The organism is Streptomyces sp. NK08204 (assembly GCF_020400585.1).
Lineage (GTDB): Bacteria > Actinomycetota > Actinomycetes > Streptomycetales > Streptomycetaceae > Streptomyces.
In genome coordinates this window covers 75,528-96,379 of the sequence record NZ_JAINVF010000008.1, presented here as the reverse complement: position 1 = coordinate 96,379, position 20,852 = coordinate 75,528, and the positions used below count along the sequence as shown (strand labels likewise).

Annotated in this window: 17 protein-coding genes; 5 read left to right on the top strand and 12 right to left on the bottom strand. The window is 75.1% G+C overall.

What is annotated here, in order from left to right:
* Positions 1–126: 126 nt before the first annotated feature.
* Positions 127–1,554: an MFS transporter gene (locus tag K7G59_RS15140; protein ID WP_225834385.1), complete on the bottom strand. Its 1,428-nt coding sequence runs from the start codon at positions 1,552–1,554 to the stop codon at positions 127–129.
* Between the two features lie 127 nt (positions 1,555–1,681).
* On the opposite strand from K7G59_RS15140, the gene K7G59_RS15135 reads away from it, so the two are divergent.
* A complete protein-coding gene (locus K7G59_RS15135) occupies positions 1,682–2,347 on the top strand; it encodes a TetR/AcrR family transcriptional regulator (RefSeq protein ID WP_225834384.1) in 666 nt (221 codons plus the stop codon).
* 7 nt (positions 2,348–2,354) lie between these two features.
* Here the strand turns inward: K7G59_RS15135 and K7G59_RS15130 are convergent, their stop codons facing one another.
* The 9 genes from K7G59_RS15130 to K7G59_RS15090 form a co-directional block, all read right to left on the bottom strand.
* Positions 2,355–2,705 carry a metalloregulator ArsR/SmtB family transcription factor gene (locus K7G59_RS15130; RefSeq protein ID WP_225834383.1) on the bottom strand — a complete coding sequence of 117 codons (351 nt, stop codon included), beginning with the start codon at positions 2,703–2,705 and terminating at the stop codon, positions 2,355–2,357.
* A 127-nt stretch (positions 2,706–2,832) separates the two neighbouring features.
* Positions 2,833–3,258 carry an anti-sigma regulatory factor gene (locus K7G59_RS15125; RefSeq protein ID WP_225834382.1) on the bottom strand — a complete coding sequence of 142 codons (426 nt, stop codon included), beginning with the start codon at positions 3,256–3,258 and terminating at the stop codon, positions 2,833–2,835.
* A complete protein-coding gene (locus K7G59_RS15120; protein WP_225834381.1) occupies positions 3,255–5,009 on the bottom strand; it encodes a SulP family inorganic anion transporter in 1,755 nt (584 codons plus the stop codon). Before K7G59_RS15120 ends, K7G59_RS15125 begins: the two co-directional genes overlap by 4 nt.
* The gene (locus K7G59_RS15115; protein WP_225834379.1) at positions 5,006–5,347 is read right to left on the bottom strand and encodes a metalloregulator ArsR/SmtB family transcription factor; all 342 of its coding nucleotides are present in this window, start codon (positions 5,345–5,347) and stop codon (positions 5,006–5,008) included. Before K7G59_RS15115 ends, K7G59_RS15120 begins: the two co-directional genes overlap by 4 nt.
* A gap of 191 nt (positions 5,348–5,538) precedes the next feature.
* Positions 5,539–5,895: a zinc ribbon domain-containing protein YjdM gene (locus tag K7G59_RS15110; RefSeq protein WP_225834377.1), complete on the bottom strand. Its 357-nt coding sequence runs from the start codon at positions 5,893–5,895 to the stop codon at positions 5,539–5,541.
* A gap of 215 nt (positions 5,896–6,110) precedes the next feature.
* Positions 6,111–8,399 (bottom strand): lantibiotic dehydratase, encoded by a 2,289-nt coding sequence (locus tag K7G59_RS15105; protein WP_225834375.1) that lies wholly within the window; start codon positions 8,397–8,399, stop codon positions 6,111–6,113.
* 68 nt (positions 8,400–8,467) lie between these two features.
* Positions 8,468–9,676: a pyridoxal-phosphate dependent enzyme gene (locus K7G59_RS15100; RefSeq protein WP_225834373.1), complete on the bottom strand. Its 1,209-nt coding sequence runs from the start codon at positions 9,674–9,676 to the stop codon at positions 8,468–8,470.
* A complete protein-coding gene (locus K7G59_RS15095; RefSeq protein WP_225834371.1) occupies positions 9,673–11,181 on the bottom strand; it encodes an amino acid adenylation domain-containing protein in 1,509 nt (502 codons plus the stop codon). The genes K7G59_RS15100 and K7G59_RS15095 overlap by 4 nt, the downstream gene beginning before the upstream one ends.
* On the bottom strand, positions 11,181–13,511 hold the full coding sequence (locus tag K7G59_RS15090) for a lantibiotic dehydratase (protein ID WP_225834368.1): 2,331 nt from the start codon (positions 13,509–13,511) through the stop codon (positions 11,181–11,183). The genes K7G59_RS15095 and K7G59_RS15090 overlap by 1 nt, the downstream gene beginning before the upstream one ends.
* 361 nt (positions 13,512–13,872) lie before the next feature.
* Here K7G59_RS15090 and K7G59_RS15085 point away from each other — a divergent pair, with 361 nt between their 5' ends.
* From K7G59_RS15085 to K7G59_RS15075, 3 genes are all read left to right on the top strand, one after another.
* A complete protein-coding gene (locus K7G59_RS15085) occupies positions 13,873–14,061 on the top strand; it encodes an MbtH family NRPS accessory protein (RefSeq protein ID WP_225834638.1) in 189 nt (62 codons plus the stop codon).
* On the top strand, positions 14,054–14,827 hold the full coding sequence (locus K7G59_RS15080; protein ID WP_225834366.1) for a 4'-phosphopantetheinyl transferase superfamily protein: 774 nt from the start codon (positions 14,054–14,056) through the stop codon (positions 14,825–14,827). The genes K7G59_RS15085 and K7G59_RS15080 overlap by 8 nt, the downstream gene beginning before the upstream one ends.
* Positions 14,828–14,980: 153 nt before the next feature.
* Positions 14,981–15,721 (top strand): peptidase E, encoded by a 741-nt coding sequence (locus K7G59_RS15075; protein WP_225834364.1) that lies wholly within the window; start codon positions 14,981–14,983, stop codon positions 15,719–15,721.
* 60 nt (positions 15,722–15,781) lie between these two features.
* Here K7G59_RS15075 and K7G59_RS35040 read toward each other — a convergent pair whose 3' ends face one another.
* Together K7G59_RS35040 and K7G59_RS15065 are read right to left on the bottom strand one after the other, a co-directional pair.
* Positions 15,782–16,450 (bottom strand): response regulator transcription factor, encoded by a 669-nt coding sequence (locus K7G59_RS35040; RefSeq protein ID WP_225834361.1) that lies wholly within the window; start codon positions 16,448–16,450, stop codon positions 15,782–15,784.
* Positions 16,447–17,058 (bottom strand): response regulator transcription factor, encoded by a 612-nt coding sequence (locus tag K7G59_RS15065; RefSeq protein ID WP_225834360.1) that lies wholly within the window; start codon positions 17,056–17,058, stop codon positions 16,447–16,449. The genes K7G59_RS35040 and K7G59_RS15065 overlap by 4 nt, the downstream gene beginning before the upstream one ends.
* A 562-nt stretch (positions 17,059–17,620) precedes the next feature.
* Here K7G59_RS15065 and K7G59_RS15060 point away from each other — a divergent pair.
* The gene (locus tag K7G59_RS15060; protein WP_225834359.1) at positions 17,621–20,812 is read left to right on the top strand and encodes a type 2 lanthipeptide synthetase LanM family protein; all 3,192 of its coding nucleotides are present in this window, start codon (positions 17,621–17,623) and stop codon (positions 20,810–20,812) included.
* Positions 20,813–20,852: the final 40 nt, after the last annotated feature.

Below are 20,852 nucleotides of genomic sequence, written 5' to 3'. Positions count from 1 at the left end.
AAGCGGTGGCCACTGGCCCCGGCCCCTCTCCTGCCGGACCTCGGCCGCTGTCCGGGCGGCGGGCAGCCGTTGTGCACCGCGCGATTCCTGCAAGTGCCGCACCGTCCGCAACGGCGCGCCCGCGCGTCAGTGCACGTGCGGACCGCCGGTCGCCTGCGGCCTGCGGTGCGGTACGAGGACCAGGCCGGCCAGGGCGCCGGCCGCGGCGACGGCCGCGCTCGCGGTGAACGCGTCCCGGAAGCCGCCGACAGCACCGTGCTCGATCCCGGAGGCGGCGATCGTGGACAGTACGGCGACGCCGACCGACCCGCCCACCTCGTGGAAGGTGTTGACGACACCGGACGCGAGTCCGGCCTCCTCCGGGGCGACCAGGGCGAGCGCGGTGGTGGTGGCGGTGACGAACACCGCGCCGACGCCGAGCGAGGCGACGACCAGGCCGGGCAGCAGGCGTGCGGGCACGCTGCTCTCGCTCGTCAGCCGGGCGAGCGGCACCGTTCCGGCAGCGGCGATCACCAGCCCGGCGACCGCCGTGACCCGGCTGCCGATCCGGCCCACGAACCGGGATCCGAGGTGGGCGCCGAGCCCCGTCCCCACGGCGACCGGCAGGAAGAACAGGCCGGTACGCAGCGGGCTGTAGCCGCGCAGGTGCTGGAGATAGACCGAGCCGAGGAAGAAATATCCGATCAGCAGCGCGGTGGCGACGAGCATCAGGAAGGCGCCGGCCACCACCGGGCGCCGGGTGAGCATCCGAAGGTCCATCAGCGGGGCCCGGCTCGCGCGCTCGACGGCGGCGAACGCGCCGTACAGCGCGAGGGCGCCGAGCAGCGGCACGGCGGCGCCGGCGCTTGCCCAGCCCGCGTCGCCCGCCTGCACCAGGCCGTAGATCAGCGCGCCGGTGCCCGCGGTGACCAGGACCGCGCCGGGCAGGTCGAGCCGCGCGGGCCGCGGGGCGTTGCGTGGCAGCAGGCCGGGCAGGACCGCGAGCGCGAGGACGCCGACGGGCACGTTGAGGTAGAACACCCACTGCCATCCGGGGCCGGCCGTGAGCGCGCCGCCGAGCAGGACGCCCGCGGCCGAGCCGGTGCCGCCGAGCGCGGCCCACGTGCCGAGGGCCTTGTTGCGCTCGGCGCCGTGGAAGCTGGTCGTGACGATCGACAGCGCGGCCGGGGACAGCAGTGCGGCCCCGACGCCCTGGAAGACCCGCCCGGTCAGCAGCAGGGGCGCGTCCTGGGAGAGCCCGGTGACCAGCGAGGCGCCGGTGAAGACTGCCAGACCGGCGAGCACCGTGCGGTGGGCGCCCAGCGCGTCGGCGAGACGGCCCCCGAGCAGCATCAGCCCGCCGAAGCACAGGGTGTAGGAGGTGACGACCCAGGTGAGCGCTTCGCGGCCGAGGTGCAGGTCGGCCGCCATGTCCGGCAGGGCGACGTTCACGACCGTGACGTCCAGTACGAGCATGAACTGGGTCAGGCAGAGCACCGCCAGCATCGTCCAGCGGCGCGGCAGGGGCGGGGCGGACGGGGGTGGCGCATGGATGGTGCGGTGGGCGTGGCTCATGAACGACTCCTCCGAGAAGCAGGACGGCCCCGACGGGACCGGACCGGCCCGACAGGCGAAGTGAACTGTACGGGCCAGTTCATGTGAACTCAACCGTTCAGTTCAGATCCCTGGGTAGACTGCACCCATGACCTCCTCGAACGCCGTGCCGCCCGCCAAGCAGCCCCCCACCGGCCCGCGCGCCGAGGCCAAGCGTCGCGCCATCGTCGAAGCCGCCCGGGAGCTGTTCCTGCGTGAGGGCTTCGAGGTGAGCGTGGACGCGGTCGCCACGGCCGCGGGCGTGTCGAAGGTGACCGTCTACAACCACTTCGGGAGCAAGGAAGCCCTGTTCATCGGGGCCGTCAAGGACTCACTCGACGGCCCGCTCGGCGACAGCCTGGAGCAGGCGATCGAGCACCTCACCCACGCCGACGACCTGCGTGAGGCGTTCACCGCGACGGCCCGCGCCTGGGTGCACGCCATCCGCGCCAACCCCGACGTCCTCAACCTGCGCAACGTCGTCGCCCGGGAACTGCACCGGTTCCCCGAACTCGGCTCCGTCTGGCAGGACGCCGGACCGGAACGCCATCACCCCGTCGTCGCCGGTGCCCTGCAGCACCTGGTGGACGAAGGCCGGCTCGACGTCCCCGACATCGAGGTGGCGATCCTGCAGCTGTACGCGCTCCTGCTCTATCCGCACCTCGTCTTCGGCGCCTACGGCACCACGATCGACGACGGCCTGACCGACCGTCTGATCGCGAGCGGGGTCGACATGTTCTTGAGGCACTACACGCCGCGCCCGGACGGGCGCTGACCGGCCGTCACGACGGCCGCTTCGGCTCCGACTGGGCGGCCTGCAGGTCGGCGAGGAGTTCGGCCTGGCCGGTCAGGACGCCGGACAGGATGGTGCGGGCCACGCGGAGCAGCTCGGCCACGTGCGGGCTGGTCAGCGAGTAGTAGACGTTCGAGCCCTCCTTGCGGGTCTTCACCAGGTTGGCCCGGCGCAGCACGGCCAGCTGCTGGGAGAGGTGGGCGGGCTCGATGCCCACCTCGGGCAGCATCTCGGCAACCGCGTGCTCGCGCTCGCTCAGCAGTTCCAGGACCCGAATACGCGCGGGATGGCCGAGTGTCTTGAAGAACTCGGCCTTCAACTGGTAGAGCGGTGCGCTCATCGTGCCGTCCCTTTCCCGGTACCCCGTACGGCCGTACCGAACTGCCGAGGTTAGCAATGGTGACGCACCCGGCCCCCGCTGGGGCGAGGTCCTCGCTGGTGAGGCTGGGGACGACCGGTCGGGTGGGTCAGAGCGGCAGGGTGATCCAGATGCTCTTGCCGCCGCCGTCCGCGTCCGGGCGTACCACCGCGGTGCCGCCGAGGCCGAGGGTGAGTTCCATGACGGTGGCCAGTCCGCCGGATCCGGAGCCGGTGACCGCCGCGTGCAGCAGGGGCAGGTGGGGGTGGCGGTCGTGGACGGCGAAGGCCAGGCAGTCGGCGCCCGCCGCGTAGACCACCGTGACCTGCGGGGAGAGCGCCGCGGCGTGGCGGACGCTGTTGGTCACCAGCTCGCTGAGGATCAGCAGTGCCGGGCCCAGCGCGGGACGGCTCGGGCCGATACCCCACTCGGCCCACGCCTGCTCGGCCGTCTCGCGGGCGAGGCCGACGGCGGCCGGCTCGGTGGGCAGGGTGAGCACGTGCCGGCGGGGCAGGGTGCACGGCGGGGTGGTCATCGCACCTCCGGGCGGACCGGGCGGCCGGGCTCCAGGGGCCGGGCGGGTTCCTCGCTGCGGCTTGCGGCCGGCTGGACGGGCAGCACTCCGGCGTTCTCCAGGTGGTCCCGGGCGGCCCGGATCGCCTCGGGGGTGGCGGCGTACTCCCGGCCCTTGTGGCACAGCAGATCCAGGGCGCCCACGGAGTCCAGGACCTGGCGCTGCTCGGGGCGTATCCCGGAGGCCAGGACGAGGATGCCGCGCCGGTTCAGCTTCTCCACCGCGTCCTTGAGGACGAGGGCACCGGTGGCGTCCATGGTCGACACCCGCGACATGCGCAGGATGACCACCCGCACGTCGGCGACCTCGGTCAGCTCCAGCAGGAAGCGGTGGGCGGCGGCGAAGAACAGCGGGCCGTCGATGCGGTAGGCGACGATGTGCTCCGCCAGCAGCCGGTGCTCCTCGGCGGTGTGGTCGCCGCGGTCGAGCGGCACCTGGTCGAGGCGGGCCTGTCGGGCGACGGCACGCAGCGCGAGCGCACCCGCGGCGACCAGGCCGATGAGGACGGCGTAGACGAGGTCGAGGGCGAGCGTGGCGGCGGCGGTGAGGACGAGGACGACCGCGTCGGAGCGGGTGGCCCTGGCCATCGCCCTGAGCGAGCCGACCTCGACCATGCGTATCGCGGTGGCCAGCAGGACACCGGCGAGGGCGGCGAGCGGAATCCTCGAGACCAGGGGCGCCGCCGCGAACACGATCACGGCGAGCGCCGCGGCATGGGTCAGGGCGGCCAGCCGGGAGCCCGCGCCGGTGCGGACGTTTACGGCGGTGCGGGCGATGGCACCGGTCGCGGGGACCCCGCCGAACAGCGGGGCGGCGATGTTGGCGAGACCCTGCCCGAACAGCTCGCGGTCGGGGTCGTGCCGCCGGCCCACCGTCATGCCGTCGGCGACCGACGCCGACAGCAGCGACTCCAGGGCCGCCAGCGCGGCGACGGCGACGGCGGGGGCCAGCAGCGAGCCGAACGAGCCGAGGTCGAGGAAGGACAGCGAGGGGGCGGGCAGACCGGCCGGCAGGGCGCCGATCGGCTTCGCCGCGTCCAGGCCCGCGACCTGCGCCACGACCGTCGCGCCGATGACGGCGACGATGGAGAACGGGATCGCCGGCCGCCACCGCGCCCCGGCCAGCATGACCGCGGCGACCGCGACCGCGAGGCCGACGGCGGTCCAGTTCGGGGCCGCGGCGAACTCCTCGAACGCGCGCCGGGTCACCACCAGCACCCGGTCGCCCTCGGGTTTGGGCACCCCCAGTGCGTTGGGGATCTGCTGGAGCCCGATCACACAGGCGATGCCGAGGGTGAAGCCCTCCACCACCGGTGCGGGCACGTACCGCATGTACTTCCCGGCACGCAGCACGGCCAGGGCGACGAGCATGAGGCCCGCCATGAGCCCGACGGTGAGAACACCGGTGGGTCCGTACTTGCCGACGATCGGGACCAGGACGACGGTCATCGCCCCGGTGGGGCCGGAGACCTGGAGGTTCGAGCCGCCGAACACGGCGGCGAGCGCGCCTGCGACGACGGCGGTGGCCAGGCCGGCCTCGGCGCCGAGCCCGGAGGAGATGCCGAAGCCGAGTGCGAGGGGCAGCGCGACGATCGCGACGGTCAGTCCGGCGAGCAGATCGCGCCGCGGGTCGCGGCGGATGTCCGCGAGATCGCCGCTGTTGGGCAGCAGCGCGGTGATCCGGTCCCGCACGGCGGCCAGGGTCGTCGTCATCGTGCGGTCACCTCGGATTCCCGCAGCTCGGCCAGTAGCTCGGTGCGGCCCGCCAGCATCTCGGTGAGGATGCGCCGCGCGGCCTTCATCAGGTCCGCGACATCCCCGCCGGCCAGCTCGTACACGACGGTCGAGCCGTCCCGCTCGGAGGTGACGATCCCGGAGCGGCGCAGCACCGCGAGCTGCTGCGACAGGCTGGACGGCTCCACCTCGATGGCGGCCAGCAGGTCCCGGACCGGGCTCGGCCCGTCCTGGAGCAGCTCCAGCACCCGGATGCGCACCGGGTGTCCCAGCATCCGGAAGAACTCGGCCTTGGCCTGGTACAGCGGAACGGACACGGGGACAGGCCCTTCTTTCCCGGGACGTGCAGCGCCACACAGCGCCTCAGCCCCGGGGCGGACGCGGAGGGCTGCGTCCGCGGCTACCTGCGAACGCAGCAAACAAAGCATCTAACCAATTGCGAAATTTTGCAACTCCGCATCAGCCGACCCCCGCCTCCGCGCGAAGCCCCCGGGTCCGGTGCGGCGGATCAGGCCTTCTTGACCACGCTGGACTTCAGCTGCATGGCCCCGAAGCCCTCGATCCTGCAGTCGATGTCGTGGCCGTCGGTCCCGTCGACGAGCCGGATGTTGCGGACCTTGGTGCCGGCCTTGATCCCCGAGGGGCTGCCCTTCACCTTGAGCGCCTTGACCACCACCACGGTGTCGCCGTCGCTCAGCACATTGCCGACCGAGTCCTTGACGATCCGCTCAGCGGGCGCGGCGCCCTCGCCGGCACCCTCGGCCGGCACCCATTCGTGGCCGCACTCGGGGCATACCACCAGGGCGTTCATCTCGTAGGTGTACTCGCAGGAGCATTTCGGACAGGGAGGAAGATTCTCAAGCATCCACTCAGAGTAACCGGCCCCGGGCACCACACCGGTCGTCCGGTCGGGCGAGGCCGTGGTGACGGACCGGGTGGGTCCGGAAGTGCTTTCCGGACCCACCCGTGTCACCGGCGGCCGGTTCGGACGGGCCGCCCCACCACGTGGGCGAGGCCGGGCAGGAGCACGCCCTGTTCCACGACCACCCGCTCACCCTGGTCCGGGCCGCCCCCGAGAGGTCAGGGCGCCGACTCGGTGTCGAAGGCCACGAATCGCAGCTCCGAGGTGTAGCGCCTGCCCTCGTCGTCGGTCAGCCAGGCCTGCTCCGGCGTCGGCAGCATCTCGGTGACCGTCACCGTGCCCTCGGGGTCCTTGCGGGCCAGCCGGCGCAGCGCCTTGGCGAGGATGGTGACGTACACGGGGCTGTCGAAGTCGACGTAGAACGGCCGCGATTCGGTCGGGGAGACGACGAAAACGAAGCGGGGCAGACCGAGTCCGGTGCGCCAGTGGCGGGCGCGGACGAACCGGCGGGCCTCGTCCTTGTCGTCGGCGAAGGCGGCGTCCGCCGCCGGCACCCGCCAGGTCTCCCGGGCGACGACGAGCCGGTCGACGGTCACCCGGGGCGAGTGCTCCGCCTCCGGGAGGAATCGGCACAGGTCCATGGCCAGGGTGGTCAGGACGTGCGAGAAGACGTCGATCGCGGGGAACGCCGAGCCGTCCGGGAGGACGACGACGAGATCGCCGTCGCGTTCCTCGACCCGCGCGTCGGCGCTGCGCACGGTGCGCGGCCGGGCGGGATCCGCCGTGAAGTCGGCCAGCGCGACCTGGTGGTCCTGGGGGCGTACGAGGGTGTGGCGGACGCGGGCGGAGAGGCGGGCGCGGTGTTCCTTGGGGATCAGGGGCAGCAGGCGCGGGCCGGGGTGGTCGCGGTCGGTGAGGGCGTGCAGTTCGCGTACGTCGGGATGCTGGTGGGTGAAGAGGGAGGCGCCCAACGTGTTGGCGGCGATGTGGAGTTCGCCGAGGACGAGGGTGAACGCGCCCCGAGCGACTGCCTCGGCCCCGTCGGCGGCGATCATCAGGTCCGGGCTCAGATAGCGTGCGGCCGTCCAGCCGCCCCCGCCCGTGCCGAACTCCTCGCGGACCCGGTCCTCGATGTCCGCGAGCCGTACGCAGACCCGGTGGGCGCCCGGGGCGACGGCGAGGACGCGCTGCCAGCGCTCGGCGAACTCCCGTTGCAGGGAGGTGGCCTCGGCGCGGGCGGGGCCGTGCAGCACGGGCAGGCAGCCGAACCAGAACGACGCCAGGTCGACCGGTCCCTCGGCGGCGAGCCGGTCGTACACGCGGCGCGCCTCGGCCGTCACCGTCGCGGCCAGCCGGGAGGTGAGCCACCCGGCGCTGTCCATCAGGAGGCGCAGCGGGCGCAACGCGTCGAGGACGGCCGGGCCGAGGCGGGCGGTCGCGGCCCGGCGGGTGTCGGAGTACACCAGGGCCCGGCAGGGGGCGGTGGCCGCGGACTTCTCCCGTACGGCGGGCGTGGCGGTCAGGTCGGTGAACTCGCGTTCCAGGCCGGACAGGGCCGTGACCAGCTCGTCCACGTCCCGGGCCGCCGCCACCAGGGCGCGCCCCCGCTCCAGCCGGTCGAGGGCCGCGTGTGCGCGCCGGCGTGGCCCGGGTGCGCCGACGGAGTCCAGCCAGGAGCGCAGGTCGCGGTCGGGGTGGGTGCCGGCGGGGACCTCCAGGCGCCACACCACCCAGCGGCGGGCGACCAGGTCGGCCAGGACGGCCGGCACGTCGAGGCCGGGCAGCTCGGCGGCGATCCGCCGGGCCGGCCGGATGCCGTCGCAGCGGGCGAGTACGGCGGCGGCCTCGGCGGACACGGCCACCGGGCGCCGGCCGGGCACCCGGACCCGGTTCCCGTCCAGTGCGACGAAGGGCACCCGCCGGGGTGCGATCCACTCGCGCAGCTCCGGGTCGGCGTCCAGGGTTTTCGCGAGTGCGTCGATGCCCCAACTCGCCCAGTAGACGGTGGAGTCGGCGATCAGTCCGGACCCGGTGTCGACGGCGACGCCCGGCACGGTCCGGTCCCAGCGGCCCCAGCCGACGGGGCCGAAGAAGCCGATGGTGTCGTTCTTCACGCAGAACCGCTGCCAGTAGTGGGCGACCAGTTCCTCGCGCTGGCGCGGCATGCTGCTGCGGCTGTCCGCGCTCGGGGTCCAGCGCAGGAACGGGGCGATCCCGGAGGCGAGCACCGGCCGGTTCTGCCAGGCGACCGCCTCGCGGAAGGCGGGTATGCGGGCGATGTTCTGCAGGGTGTGGGCGGTGTCCACGGCGGCGCCCGCGAACAGCGGGGTGAACTCCCTCCAGCGGGCGCCGTCGAGGGTGTCGCCGGGGGCGAACTTGTCGGCCGCCTCGGCGAGTCCGGGCGGGGCGAGGCGCAGTACGCCGTCGGCGGGGAAGCCGGGCCCGCGCAGGGCGAACTGCTCCCACAGCCGCCAGCGGCCGAGGGACGGCACGAGGTCTTCGGTCATGGCACGGCTCTCCTTGGCGAGCGCGGGTGGACGACGGGTCGGACGGTCCTGGCCGGCGGAGAAGCGGGTCAGGCGACGCCGTAGTCCGCGTCGACGACCTCGGCCAGGTCCTGGGGCGTGGGGTAGGCGAAGACCAGGGAGACGGGGACGTCCGCACCGAGCACCTCCTGGAGGCGGCCGGTGATCTGGAAGGCGGTGAGCGAATCGCCGCCCGCCTCGTAGAAGTCGGTGTCCGCGGTGAGCTCGGGCAGGCCCAGCACGTCCCGGAAGATGCCGACGAGCAGGTCGAGGGTGCTGGTGGCGGTGGCGGTGGCGGTGTTCGGGTTCATGGTGTCTGCTCCTTGGGCAGTCGTGTGGAGGGCGTGCAGGCGGGCGGCGGTGTTGCCGCCCGAGACGACGGCCACGGCTCGTTCGCGGCGGCCGGCGCGCAGGGCCCCGGCGAGGGCGACGGCTCCGCTCGGTTCGGCGTCGATGCCGTACCGGCGCAGCAGGGCGGTGGCGGCCAGGATCTCGGCGTCGCCGACGGTGATCAGGTCGTCGACGCGGTGGCGGATGATCGGATAGGGGACGTTTCCGGGGCGCTGGCCGCGCAGCCCGTCCGCCACGGTCGTGGCGGGAGGCAGGCGGACCGGACGGCCGGCGGCCAGGGAGCGGGCGTAGCGCGGGGTGAGGGCTGGTTCGACACCGACCACGCGGACGGGGTGGCCGACGGCGGCGAGGCAGACGCCGGCGAGGAGTCCGCCGCCGCCCGTGGGGACGTAGACCGTCTCGGTGTCGGGGGCGTCGGCGAGCACTTCCGTGCCGACGGTGCCCTGACCGGCCACCACCAGGGGATGGTCGGAGGAGGGGATGAACACGGCGCCGCTCTCGCCCGCCAGGGCACGGGCGCGTTCCTCCCGTTCGGCCACCCCGCCGCCCACCTGCACGGTCCGGGCGCCGAGCGCCCGGATGGCGGCGGCCTTGGCCGGGGCCGCGCCCGCCGCGAAGACCACGGTCAGCGGGATGCCGAGCGTGCGGGCGAGCCGGGCGAGGGCGAGGCCGTGGTTGCCGGAGGAGCCGGTGACGATCCGGCGGGCGCCCAGGGCGAGGACGGCGTTGGCGGCGCCGCGTACCTTGAACGAGCCCGCCGACTGGAGGTGTTCGGCCTTCAGCAGCAGCCGCGGGCCGCCCGCCGGCGCCGGTCCGGGCAGCAGCGGGGTGCGGACGACGTGCGGGGCGATACGGTCGGCGGCGGCGCTCAGGTCGGCGTGGCCCAGGCGGACCGCGGTGGCGGTCATGCGGTGCCCCCGGCGCCGGCCAGCAGCCGTCGGTCGGCCTTGCCGCCGCGGGTGGTGGGCAGCGCGTCGAGGCGGAGGAAGCGACGGGGCATCAGGTGGGGCGGGAGCGTGCGGGCGAGGTGGCGGCGCAGCTCCGCGTCGGTGGTGCCGGCCAGATCGCCGGTGACGTGCGCGAGGAGGTGGACGCGCCCCCGGTCGTCGCTGTGGGGCGTGACCACGGCCCCGGTGACGTTCGGGTGGCAGAGCAGGGCGCCCTCGATCTCGGCGGGGTCGACGCGGTAGCCGCGTATCTTCACCTGCCGGTCGGTGCGGCCCACGTAGTGCAGGCCCCCCCGGCCCAGCCAGCCGAGGTCACCGGTGCGGTAGAGGCGGGCGCCGGGCGGGCCGTAGGGGTCGGGGACGAAGCACTCGGCCGTACGGGCCGGCCGGCCGCCGTAGCCGCGGGCCACACCGGCTCCCCCGATGTACACCTCGCCCACGGTGCCGTCGGCGACGGGCGCGAGGTCGGCGTCCAGGACCCGGACGACGGCTCCGGCGCGGGGCGTGCCCACGAGGTCGGCGGAGGGGTCCGGCTCGGCGGGCACGCGGTGCCGGGTGGTGGTCATCGTGCACTCGGTGGGCCCGTACTGGTTGACGAGCGTGCCGGGTACGAGACCGCGTCCGCCGGCGGCGAGGAACGGGCGCAGGGACTCGCCGCTGGAGGCCACCAGGGTGACGCCGGCCAGCGGGTCGTCCAGGCCGGTCTGTCCGGCCAGGTGGGCCAGGAAGGACGGGGTCACGCTCAGCAGGGCCGTCACCCGGTGCTCGCGTACGGTCCGCGCGAACTCCTCGGGACGCAGCAGCCGGGCCCGGTCCACGATCACCAGCCGGGCTCCGGCGAGGAGCGGCGCGAAGGTGTCCCGGATCGAGGCGTCGTAGCCGAGCGGTGCCGTCTGCAGGGCCACCGTGTCGGGGCCGAGGCGGAAGGCGTGGGCGGTGTCCCGCAAGTAGGTGTCCAGTGCGGCGTGTTCGACCAGGACGGCGCTGGGCTCCCCGGTGCTGCCGGAGGTGTGGCTGACGTAGGCGAGGGCGCGGGGGTCGACGGCGGGACGGCCGGGTGCAGGGGGGTCCTGGCTCACGGGCCGGTCCAGCAGGACGGCGGGCAGGTCCGGGCCGAGGGCGGGGTCCAGGGCCGGGGCGAGCGCGGAGGTGGTCACCAGCAGGCGGGCGCCCGCACTGCGGGCGAAGGCGGCCAGGCGCTCGCGGGGCTGCCCGACGTCCAGGGTGAGGAAGGCCGCCCCGCAGCGGAGGACCGCCGCGATGGCCGCCACCGCCTCCGAGCCGTGCTCCACGGCCACCGCGCACACGGTCTCCGGCCCGGCGCCGCACGAACGCAAGCGGCCTGCCAGTTCCTCGATGCGTGCGGCGAGCCGGGCGTAGGTCACGTCCCCGGCCGGGGTGCTGAGCGCGATCCGGCCGGGCTCCCGGGCGGCGTGCTGGGCGATGTCGTCGGCGACGGTGCGCATCACGCCTCCCCCGCTGCCAGGCCGCCGGCCGTCTGGTCGACGGCGACGAAACGGAGTTCGGAGGTGTAACGGCGGCCCTCGTCGTCGGTGAGCCAGGCCTGCTCCGGGGTGGGCAGCATCTCGCTGACCTTCAGCCGGGCGCCGGGGTCCTTGCGGGCGAGCCTGCGGGCCGCCTTGGCGAGGATGGTGACGTACACGGGGCTGTCGAAGTCGACGTAGAACGGCCGGGGTTCGGTCGGCGAGACGACGAACACGAACCGGGGCAGCTCGTGCCGGCGCTGCCAGTGCCGGGCCCGGACGAAGCGCGCGGCCTCCCCCTTCTCGTCCGCGAAGTCCACCTCGTTGACCGGGAGTTGCCAGCTCTCGCGGGCCACGATCATGCGGTCGACGGTGATCCGCGGGGTGTGCTCGCCCTCGGGGCGCAGCGTGAAGCGGTCCATGACGCGCTGGGTGAGCGTGTTGGCGTACACGTCGAGCAGGTCGTAGGCGGTTCCGTCGGGCAGGACGGCGGCCAGGCGGCCGTCCCGGTCCTGGACCTCGACGTCGGCGGCGAGCACGGTGCGGGGGCGGTACGGGTCGCCGGTCTGGTCGACCAGGGCCACGCAGTGGTCCTCGGGCCGGTCCAGGGAGGGCCGGCTACGCGTCGACCACTTCAGCGGGAGTTCCTTGGGCAGCATGGGCAGCAGGCGCGGGCCGGGGAAGTCGCGGCCGGTCTCGGCGATCAGGCTGTCCCGGTCGGGGTGCTGGTGGACGAAGAGGGAGGCGCCCATCGTGTTCAGGGCGCAGTGCATCTCCCCGAGGACGAGTCGGACGTCGCCGCGGGCGAGGGCATCGTCGTCCTCGGCGATCACCAGGACGTCGGGGCTGACGTACCGGGCCAGCGACCAGCCGTCGCCCGGCTCGTCGAACTCGCGGCGCACGCCCTCCGCCAGCTCCTCGGTGGTGAACCGCACCCGGCGCGCGTCCGGCGGCAGGTCGAGGATCCTCGCCCACCTGGCGCGCAGTTCGGCCTGGGCGGCGTCGATCAGGTCACCGGCGTCGGGGTGCGGGGAGGGCAGCGTGTGCAGCCACAGGGTGCCGACGTCCACGGGCTGGCCGTCGGCCCGCAGGCGGTCGTGGGCGGCGCGCAGGCGGGTGCGGACGGCGTCGGCGAAGTGGTTGGTCATCCAGCGGGCGGCGGTCAGGCACAGTCGCAGCGGCTCCAGATGGGCGAGCAGCCCGGCGCCGGCCGTGGCGGTGGCCGCCCGCCGGGTGTCGGAGTACACCAACCCCCGGCAGGGCGCGGTGCGTTCGCCCTTGGCCCGCTGGGCGTCGTTGTCGGTGAGGGCGGCGAAGTCGGCCTCCAGGGCGCCGATCGCGGCGGTCAGCGCGGCGGCGTCGGTACCGGCGGCGCGCACGGCGTCCCGGCGGCGTTCCAGCACGGCGAGTGCGGCCAGGGCCCGGTCCCGGGCTTCGGTGTCGGGGACGCGCTCGAGGATGGCGCGCAGGGCACGGTCGGGGTGGGTGGCGGCGGGCACCTCCAGACGCCAGTGCACCCAGCGGCGGGAGGCCAGCTCGCCGACGATCCGGGCGGCTTCGCCGGCCTCGATGCCGAGGGCCCGGGCGATCGCCTGTGGGTGCCGGGTGCCGTCGCACAGCTCGAGCACGGCCAGCTCGGCCGCGCCGATCGGCTGGGAGGGCCGTCCCGGAACCCGTACGGTCCCGTCCGACAGGCGTACGAAGGACACGCGGCGCGGCGGGATCCAGCGCATCAGGTCCCGGTCCTGGGCGAGGACCTTCGCGAGGGCGTCGATCGCCCAGCCGGAGAAGTACACCTCCGATGCGGCGAGGAAGCCCTGCCCGGCGTCGATGCCCACGGCGTGCGGCGCGGCCGGGTCCCAGCGGCCCCAGCCGACCGGCCCGAAGAAGCCGATGGTGTCGTTCTTCACGCAGAACCGCTGCCAGTAGTGGGCGACCAGTTCCTCGCGCTGGCGCGGCATGCTGCTGCGGCCGGCCGCGCTCGGCGTCCAGCGCAGGAACGGAGCGATACCGGTACGCAGGACGGCCGGGTTCTGCCAGGCCAGGGCCGCCTGGAAACGGGGCTCGGCGGCGATCTCCTGCAGTTGCCGGGCGGTGCGTACGGCGGCCTCGCAGAGATCCTCGGTGAAGGCCTGCCACTCGGGCCCGGCCTGGTCGAAGTCCGGGCCGAACTTGTCGGCGGCCTCCGCCAGTCCGGGCGGGGCGAGGCGCAGCACGCCGTCGGCGGGGAAGCCGGGGCCGCGCAGCGCGAACTGCTCCCACAGCCGCCATCCTCCGCCCGGCAGCAGGACCGGTGCGTGCTCGTCCGACATCGCGTGGCTCCTTCCGGAAAGGGGGTCGCGGGTGGGCGTGGCCCGGCCGGGCGGCGGGTGCCGCCGTCGGGTGTTCCGGGGCGCCGGGCTCTCCGCGACCGGTCAGCACGGTCCCGCGCCGGGGTGGTTCGCCACCAGGGAAGATCCGGCAGCAACGCGCGCCACCGGGTCAGCGCGTTCGTCCCTGCCCTGGCGCGGGGCGCCGGTCCACGCTGGCCTCGTCGGCCTGGCGACCTGCGGCCGGCCCATCACCTGCGGGAGGTTCACCGTGACGCACGACAACTCCGCGACCGGCACGGGCGGTCAGGGGGTCCGCCCCGAGAACGGACGCGCGGACACCGCACCCCCCGACACCGACGAGGTGTATCTCGTGGTGCGCAACGACGAGGAGCAGTACTCGATCTGGCGGGCGGACCGCGAGCTGCCCGCGGGCTGGCACCCGGAGGGCCGGCGCGGTTCCCGGCAGGAGTGCCTGGACCACATCGGCGTGATCTGGACGGACATGCGTCCGCTCAGCCTGCGCCGCCGCCTGGCCGGGGCTGATGTCTGAGCCGCACGCGGGTCCGCTGCTGTCCCGGCCGGCCCATGCCCCGCCGGATGCGCAGGGGCTGTGCCCGGCCGTACTGGACCTGTCGTGCCTGCGGCGTGAGCCCTACGGCCTGCGCCCGCGCGCGTTGCGGGGGCCGCTGGAGCTGTACCTGGCCCAGGTCGGCGCACAGGACGAGCGGGCACTGCGTGACGCGCAGGAGTTGCTGGACGCGGAGGAGAGGGCGCGGGCGCGCGCGTTCCGGCGCGCCCGGGACCGGGACGCCTACGTCGTCGCGCACGCGGCGCTGCGCAGCGTGCTGAGCGTGCTGCTCGGCATCCGGGCCGAGGCGCTGCCGTTGGTGCGTGAACCGTGCGCGGGCTGCGGCGGGCCGCACGGCCGGCCGGCGCTGCGCACGCCGGGCGTGCACTTCTCCCTGTCGCACAGCGGCGGCCTGGTGATGGTGGCGCTCGCTCCGGCGCCGGTGGGCGTCGACGTGGAGGGGCTGGCCACCGCGCAGGCGGTGCTCGACGCACAGTCGGCGCTGCACGTGGCGGAGGCCGACGAGCTGGCGCGGCTGCCCGCGCACGAACGTCCGGCGGCCTTCACGCGGGCCTGGGTCCGCAAGGAGGCCTACCTCAAGGGCCTGGGCACGGGTCTGGTGCGCAATCCGGCGCTGGACTACGTCGGAACCGGTCCGCTGCCCGTGGCACCGGCGGCCGACTGGACCCTGCGGGACGTCCTCGTCCCGGCGGGGTATGCGGCGGCTGTGGCGCTGCAGACGTCCTGACCTGGAGAGACGACATGAGCGGGGGCCGGTCGCAACGACCGGCCCCCGCTGGGCCGTCGGCAGAGGGGTGCGTCGTCACCCGGAGCACCGCGGAACTCCGCCTTCACGACTTCCCCACGTCCCGGGAAGGGCCGCCGCGTTACGATCACACGCGTGACCGCTGCGCAGCCCACGATCCTCGCCACCTCCGGGGGCCACCGCGTCAGCGCCCGCACCAGGGTGCTCTTCGACGGCCTGGTCCACCACGCGGTCGACCTCTCCGGCGTGCACCGCAGACGCCCGCGGATCCTGTACGTCGGCACGGCGGTCGGGGACGCCGAGCACGTCACCGCAAGGATGCACGAGGCGGCCCGGGTGGCGGGCTTCGACCTCACTCCCCTGCACCTGTTCCCCATGCCGAACGTCGAGGACGTCGAGGACACGGTCCTCGGGCACGACGTGGTGTGGGTGATGGGCGGTTCGGTGGCCAACCTGCTCGCCGTGTGGCGGGTGCACCGCCTGGACGCCGTGCTGCGCCGCGCGTGGCGGGCGGGGGTGGTCCTCGCCGGCGTCAGCGCCGGTTCCATCTGCTGGTACCAGGGCGGTGCGACCGACTCCTTCGGGCCCGACCTGCGCCCGGTCACCGACGCGCTCGGGCTGCTGCCGTACGGCAACGGCGTGCACTACGACTCCGACGCGGGCCGGCGCCCGCTGATCCACCGGCTCGTGGCGGACGGCACCTTCGCGACGGCCCACTGCACCGACGACGGGGTGGGCCTGGTCTACCGGGGCACCGAGCTGGTCGAGGCCGTCACCGAAGTGCCGGGCGCCGGCGCGTACGTGGTGACGCGGGAGGGAGGGCGGGCGGTGGAGGAGCGCATCGAACCCCGGCGGCTGCCCGCTGCGCCGTACTGAGGCGTACGTCCCCCGGCTCCCGTCTCCCGCACCGGCCTCCACGGTGCGCCCGACGGGGTGTCAGATGAGGCCGTGGCGGAGGGCGTGGGCGACCGCGTGGGCCCGGTTGCGGGCCTGCAGGCGTGCCATGACCTCGTAGACGACGTTCTTCACGGTGTGCTCGGAACAGCGCAGCAGCCGCGCGATGTCCGCGTTGGCGTGTCCCTCCGCCAGCAGGCACAGCACGGAGGTCTGCCGGGCGGTCAGTGCGGGCCGGGTGCCGGACAGGGCCGGGCCGCCGTGCTCGGGGCCCGCGGTCAGCAGGTGGGAGAGCACCGGGTAGGGAATGCTCGGGTGCGGATGGCCGGCCCGGCGCACCCCGGCCAGCAGCGTCTCCTCGGTGAGGTCCGCGCTCCGCAGGACGACGGCTCCGGCACGCACGGCGCGCAGCAGGCCGGACCGGGTGACGCTGTCGCACACGACGAGCAGCGGCCCTGCGCGCCGCACGTCCCGCAGGGCCCGTTCCGCGTCGTCGGCGACGAGCACGGTGACGGTGCCGGGTTCGTGGGGCGGGCAGGCGGGGTCTTCGGGTCCGGATGTGCAGGCGAGGCCGGCGCGGCGGGCGAGGGTGCGCAGGCGGTCCGCGTCACGCGCGGAGCGGATGCGGATCCGTGGCACACCGGGCGGCGCGGAAAGGGCGGTGACGGTGGCGGCGGCCAGGGCGGGGACGGTGGGCAGCGTGGCCGTCACAGGAGGCCCGCCCGGAGTGCGTAGGCGACCGCGTGGGCGCGGTTGCGCAACCGGAACCGCTGGGTGATGTCGTGCACCACGGTGGTCACGGTGCGCGGGGAGTAGGCGAGGCGCTGGGCTATCTCCGCCGTCTCGTGCCCGTCGGCGACCAGCCGCAGGACCGAGCGTTCACGCTCCGACAGGGCACTGCCCGCCCAGCCACCGCTGCCGTGCCGGGCGGCGCCCGGCCGGTCCAGCACCTGTTCCAGCAGGTCGGGCGGCAGGGTGCAGTCGTCTCGGGCGGCGGCCAGCACCGCGTGGGCCAAGCGCGCCGCGTCGGCCTCGCGGCGCAGCAACAGGCCCCGGGCACCGGCGGCCAGGGCGTGCAGGGCGTCGCCGGAGGCGAGCGCGCCGGCCACGACGACGACGGCCGGCCGGGCGGGCTGGGCGCGGGTGATGCGTACCATGTCGAGTTCGGCGGGTCCGAGCCGGTCCACGGTGAGGACGGCGACCCGTGCGGCACCGGGCTCGCACACGGTCAGCTCCGGGCACGCCAGCAGGGTGCTGCGGGTGCCTGCCTCCAGCACCGGGTCGAGCGCGGCCACACCGACGGGTACGGGTTCTCCCATCTGCTGCTCCTTGGAAGGTCGTCCGCCCTGCCATGAGCGCTGCGGGCGGTGGGGGGTACTGGGCAGCACCCTGCCGTGGGGGCCCGGTGGGGAACATCGGTAGTCGTTCCCCACCTTTCCCGCCGGACCGGCGAGCAGTGCCCCGGGGGACGGGCGCCGGCGCGGCGCTCACAGGGCCGGCGCACGATGACGGCGGGGCGATCCGGGCCGCCGGACGGACCGAGCCGGCTTCTGTGCGGGGCGGGTGGGGGCAGCGGTGGGGGGACGGGGTAGCGGGACACGGGGGTCGAGGGCCGGCGGATGGGGGCTCGGCCCGTCGGCCGAGTGGGAGCGGGGGCCGGATCGGCTCGCCTGTGGGTGGCGCCGTTCTTCTTCGCAGGGGCCTGCGCGAGCGGTCGGACGGATCCGGGTGGACCCTGGCCGACCTGCACTTCTACCCGACCAGACACCGGACGGCCGATGCCCGTCCCCCAGCCGGCACGTAGGCGGGGTGGGGGCCCGCGGAGAATATGGGGGATGGTTCCCCATGTGGGGGGTGTACGGGGTCTGCGACCTTCGTCTCGTGACTGAGACCGCCAGCCTCCCGACTCCCCGGAGCGCCGGCCTGCCGCTCGCCTGGTGGGCCCCGGCGCTGTCCCTCGCGGAACGCCTCGCCGCCCCCGGCCTCCCGGTGGCGGCCGCCGCCACCGCCCCCGCCGGCCCCGCTCCCTGGGCCGCCGGGGACCTCGAAGGCTTCGCCGCACGGCTGGCCCACCTGGGGGTGGACGGCGCCACGGCGGCGGCCCTGGCGGCGGAGAGCGCCGAGCGGCTGGCCGCCCGGACCGCCAAGCCTCGCTGGGCCGCGTACGTCGAAGAGGCCCTGCAGCCGACAGGACAGTACGAGACGGCACCCGAGGGCGAGGCGGCCTGCGGGGGCCCGGCGGCGCACGAGGGCATGGCAGCGCGCGGCACGGAAGGCCGGGAGCCGGAGGCGGACCGCGCCCCGGGAGACGGACCCGACGTCTTCGCCCCCGTCGTACGGCTGCTCGTCGCCCCGGCCACGGCACGCCTGGCCGCCGTCCTGGAGGAACTCCCGGAGGCCGAACAGGCGGTGTGGCGGGGGGCGTTCGAGGAGCGGCTGACGTATCAGCTGGTACGGCAGGCCGCCCGTACCCTGGTCCGCGAACTCGACCTCGCGCGGCGCGCCGGACGGCTGGCCGGGGCCGGCCCGCGCGAGCGGTTCGCCTCCTTCGTCGCCGGGACCGGCGGCCGGCGGGGCCTGGGCGAGCTGCTGGCCGCCTACCCGGTGCTGGCCCGGATGCTCGGGCAGACCGCGCTCGACGCGGCCGACGCCACGGCGGAACTGGTGCGCCGGTTCCGGGCCGACCGGGACGACCTGGTCGCCGGACTCCTCGACGGGCGGGACCCGGGCGCGCTGACCCGGGCCGACCTCGGCCGCGGGGATGCGCACCAGGGCAACCGGGCGGTCGCGGTGCTGCACTTCGCGGCCGGCGACCGGCTCGTGTACAAGCCGCGGTCGCTGGAGCAGCACGCCCTGCTGGACGACCTGGTGGGCTGGCTCAACGCCAGGGTTCCCGGGCTGGACCTGCGCACTCCACGCAGCCTGCGCCGCGAGGCGTACGGGTGGCTGGAGTTCGTGGCACACCGCTGGTGCCGCTCGGTGACCGAGACCGACACGTTCTACCGCCGCCAGGGCGCGCTGCTGGCGCTGCTGTACGCGGTGGACGGCGCGGACATGCACTACGAGAACGTGATCGCCTGCGGCGACCAGCCCGTCCTGGTGGACGCAGAGACCCTGCTCCACACGGGGCTGCCGCAGGCCATGACGGCCGGCGCCGACCCGGCCTCGGACGCCCTGCACTCCTCGGTGCACCGCACCTGCCTGCTCCCCCATCTGCTGATCGGCGAGCACGGGGCGCTCGACATCTCCGCGCTCGGCCGGTCCACCGACGGCACGTACCCGAGCGAGGGCCTGCGCTGGGAGGACAGCGGCACCGACACCATGCGGGCCGTCCGCGCCCTGGTGCTCAGTCCGGCCGCGCAGAACCATCCGCTGCCCGACGGCCACCCGCTGGACGGCGCCGACCACCGGGCGGCCCTGCTGGCGGGCTTCCGCACGGCGTACGCGGCGATCGCCGCGCACGGCGGTGAACTGATCGGCGAAGGCGGGCCCTTGACGGCCAGGGCCGACAGCCCGGCGCGGCTCATCGCCCGCTCGACCCGGCTCTACACGACACTCCTGGAGGAGTCCACGCACCCGTCGCTGCTGAGCGACGCGCTGGCCCGGGAGAGCGTCTTCGCCGTGCTGTGGACGGAGTCGGAGCACGACGAGACACGCCGGCGGCTCGTCGAGCACGAGACGGCCGACCTGTGGCGCGGGGATGTACCGCTGTTCGTCCACCGGCCGTCCGGCACAGGGGTCCGGGCGGCCGGCGGGACCTGGCTCCCCGGGGTGCTGCCGATGGCGAGTCTGGACGCGGTCCGGGCCAAGATCTCCCGGATGGACGAGGTCGACTGCCACGACCAGGAGTGGGTCATCTCGGCCACGCTCGCGGCCCGGGGCGCCGGTTCGCCGCTGGCACGGCCCAGGTCCGAACTGGCGGTGGCGCCGGTGCCGGCCGCTGCGCCGGAGCCGTCCCGGCTGCTCGCCGCGGCCTGCGGGATCGCCGACGAGATCGCGGCCCGCGCGGTGCGCGACGGCGGCCGGACCAACTGGCTGGGGCTGGAACGGGTGTCCGGACCGCACTGGGCGGTGCTGCCCATGGGCGCCGGGCTCGCGCAGGGCTACTGCGGGGCCGCCCTGTTCCTGGCCCAGGCGGACGCGCTGGCCGGGGCCGGCCGGTACGCCACGCTGGCCCGCGAGGCCGTACAGCCGCTGCCCGCGCTGCTGAAGGCGCTGGCCGCCGACCCCGAACTGGGCGCGGCGGCCGGCCCCGGCGCGTACGACGGGCTCGGGGGCATCCTGTACGCCCTGGTGCGGCTGTCGGTCCTGCTGGACCCGGAGCTGACGGGCTGTCTGCCGGACGCCCTCACCGCGCTCGGCCACGCAGCCGCCGCCTGCCCCGACCCGAGCCTGGCCACCGGCACCGCCGGCGCGCTGGCAGCGGCCGTCACCGCCCACGAGGCGGCGGGCGTACCGGAGGCCCTGCGCCTTGCGGACACCGTGGCGGACCGGCTGCTGGTGGCAGTGGCCGGCAGCGACGCAGACCCCGGGTTCGCCGGTGCCTGGGGATTCGCCGACGGCATCGCAGGCATCGGCTGGGCGCTGTTGCGCTACGCCGCGCTGCGGCCCGGACGTGCCGCCGGGCACGCGGAGGCCGGCCGTGCGCTGCTGCGCGACGCGCTCCACGGTGCCGGGGCGGGGGATCCGTCCTGGGCGTCGGGGCTCGCCGGGGTGGCGGCAGCCGCCGCTCAGCCGGCGTCCGGTGCCGATGTGCGGCCCGCGTCGGCGCGGCTCGCTCAGGCCGGGGTGGGTCCGGACCTGAGCCTCGGGCACGGCGGCCTCGGCACCCTGGAGGCCCTGGCCGTGCTCGCCGGACACGGCGAGAGGACTGCCGCCGGGGCTCTGACCGGGCTCACCGGGCAGGTGCTCGCGCTGGTCGAGGCACAGAGCCACCGATGTGCCACCCCCGACCACGTCCCCTCTCCCGGGCTGCTGACCGGACTGTCCGGCATCGGCTACGGGCTGCTCCGTCTGGCCCACCCCGGGACGGTCCCGTCCGTCCTGCTCCTCGGCCACCACCCGGCCCACTGACGCTCAACCGCTCCATCGCGCAACCGCTCGGCCGCTCAAC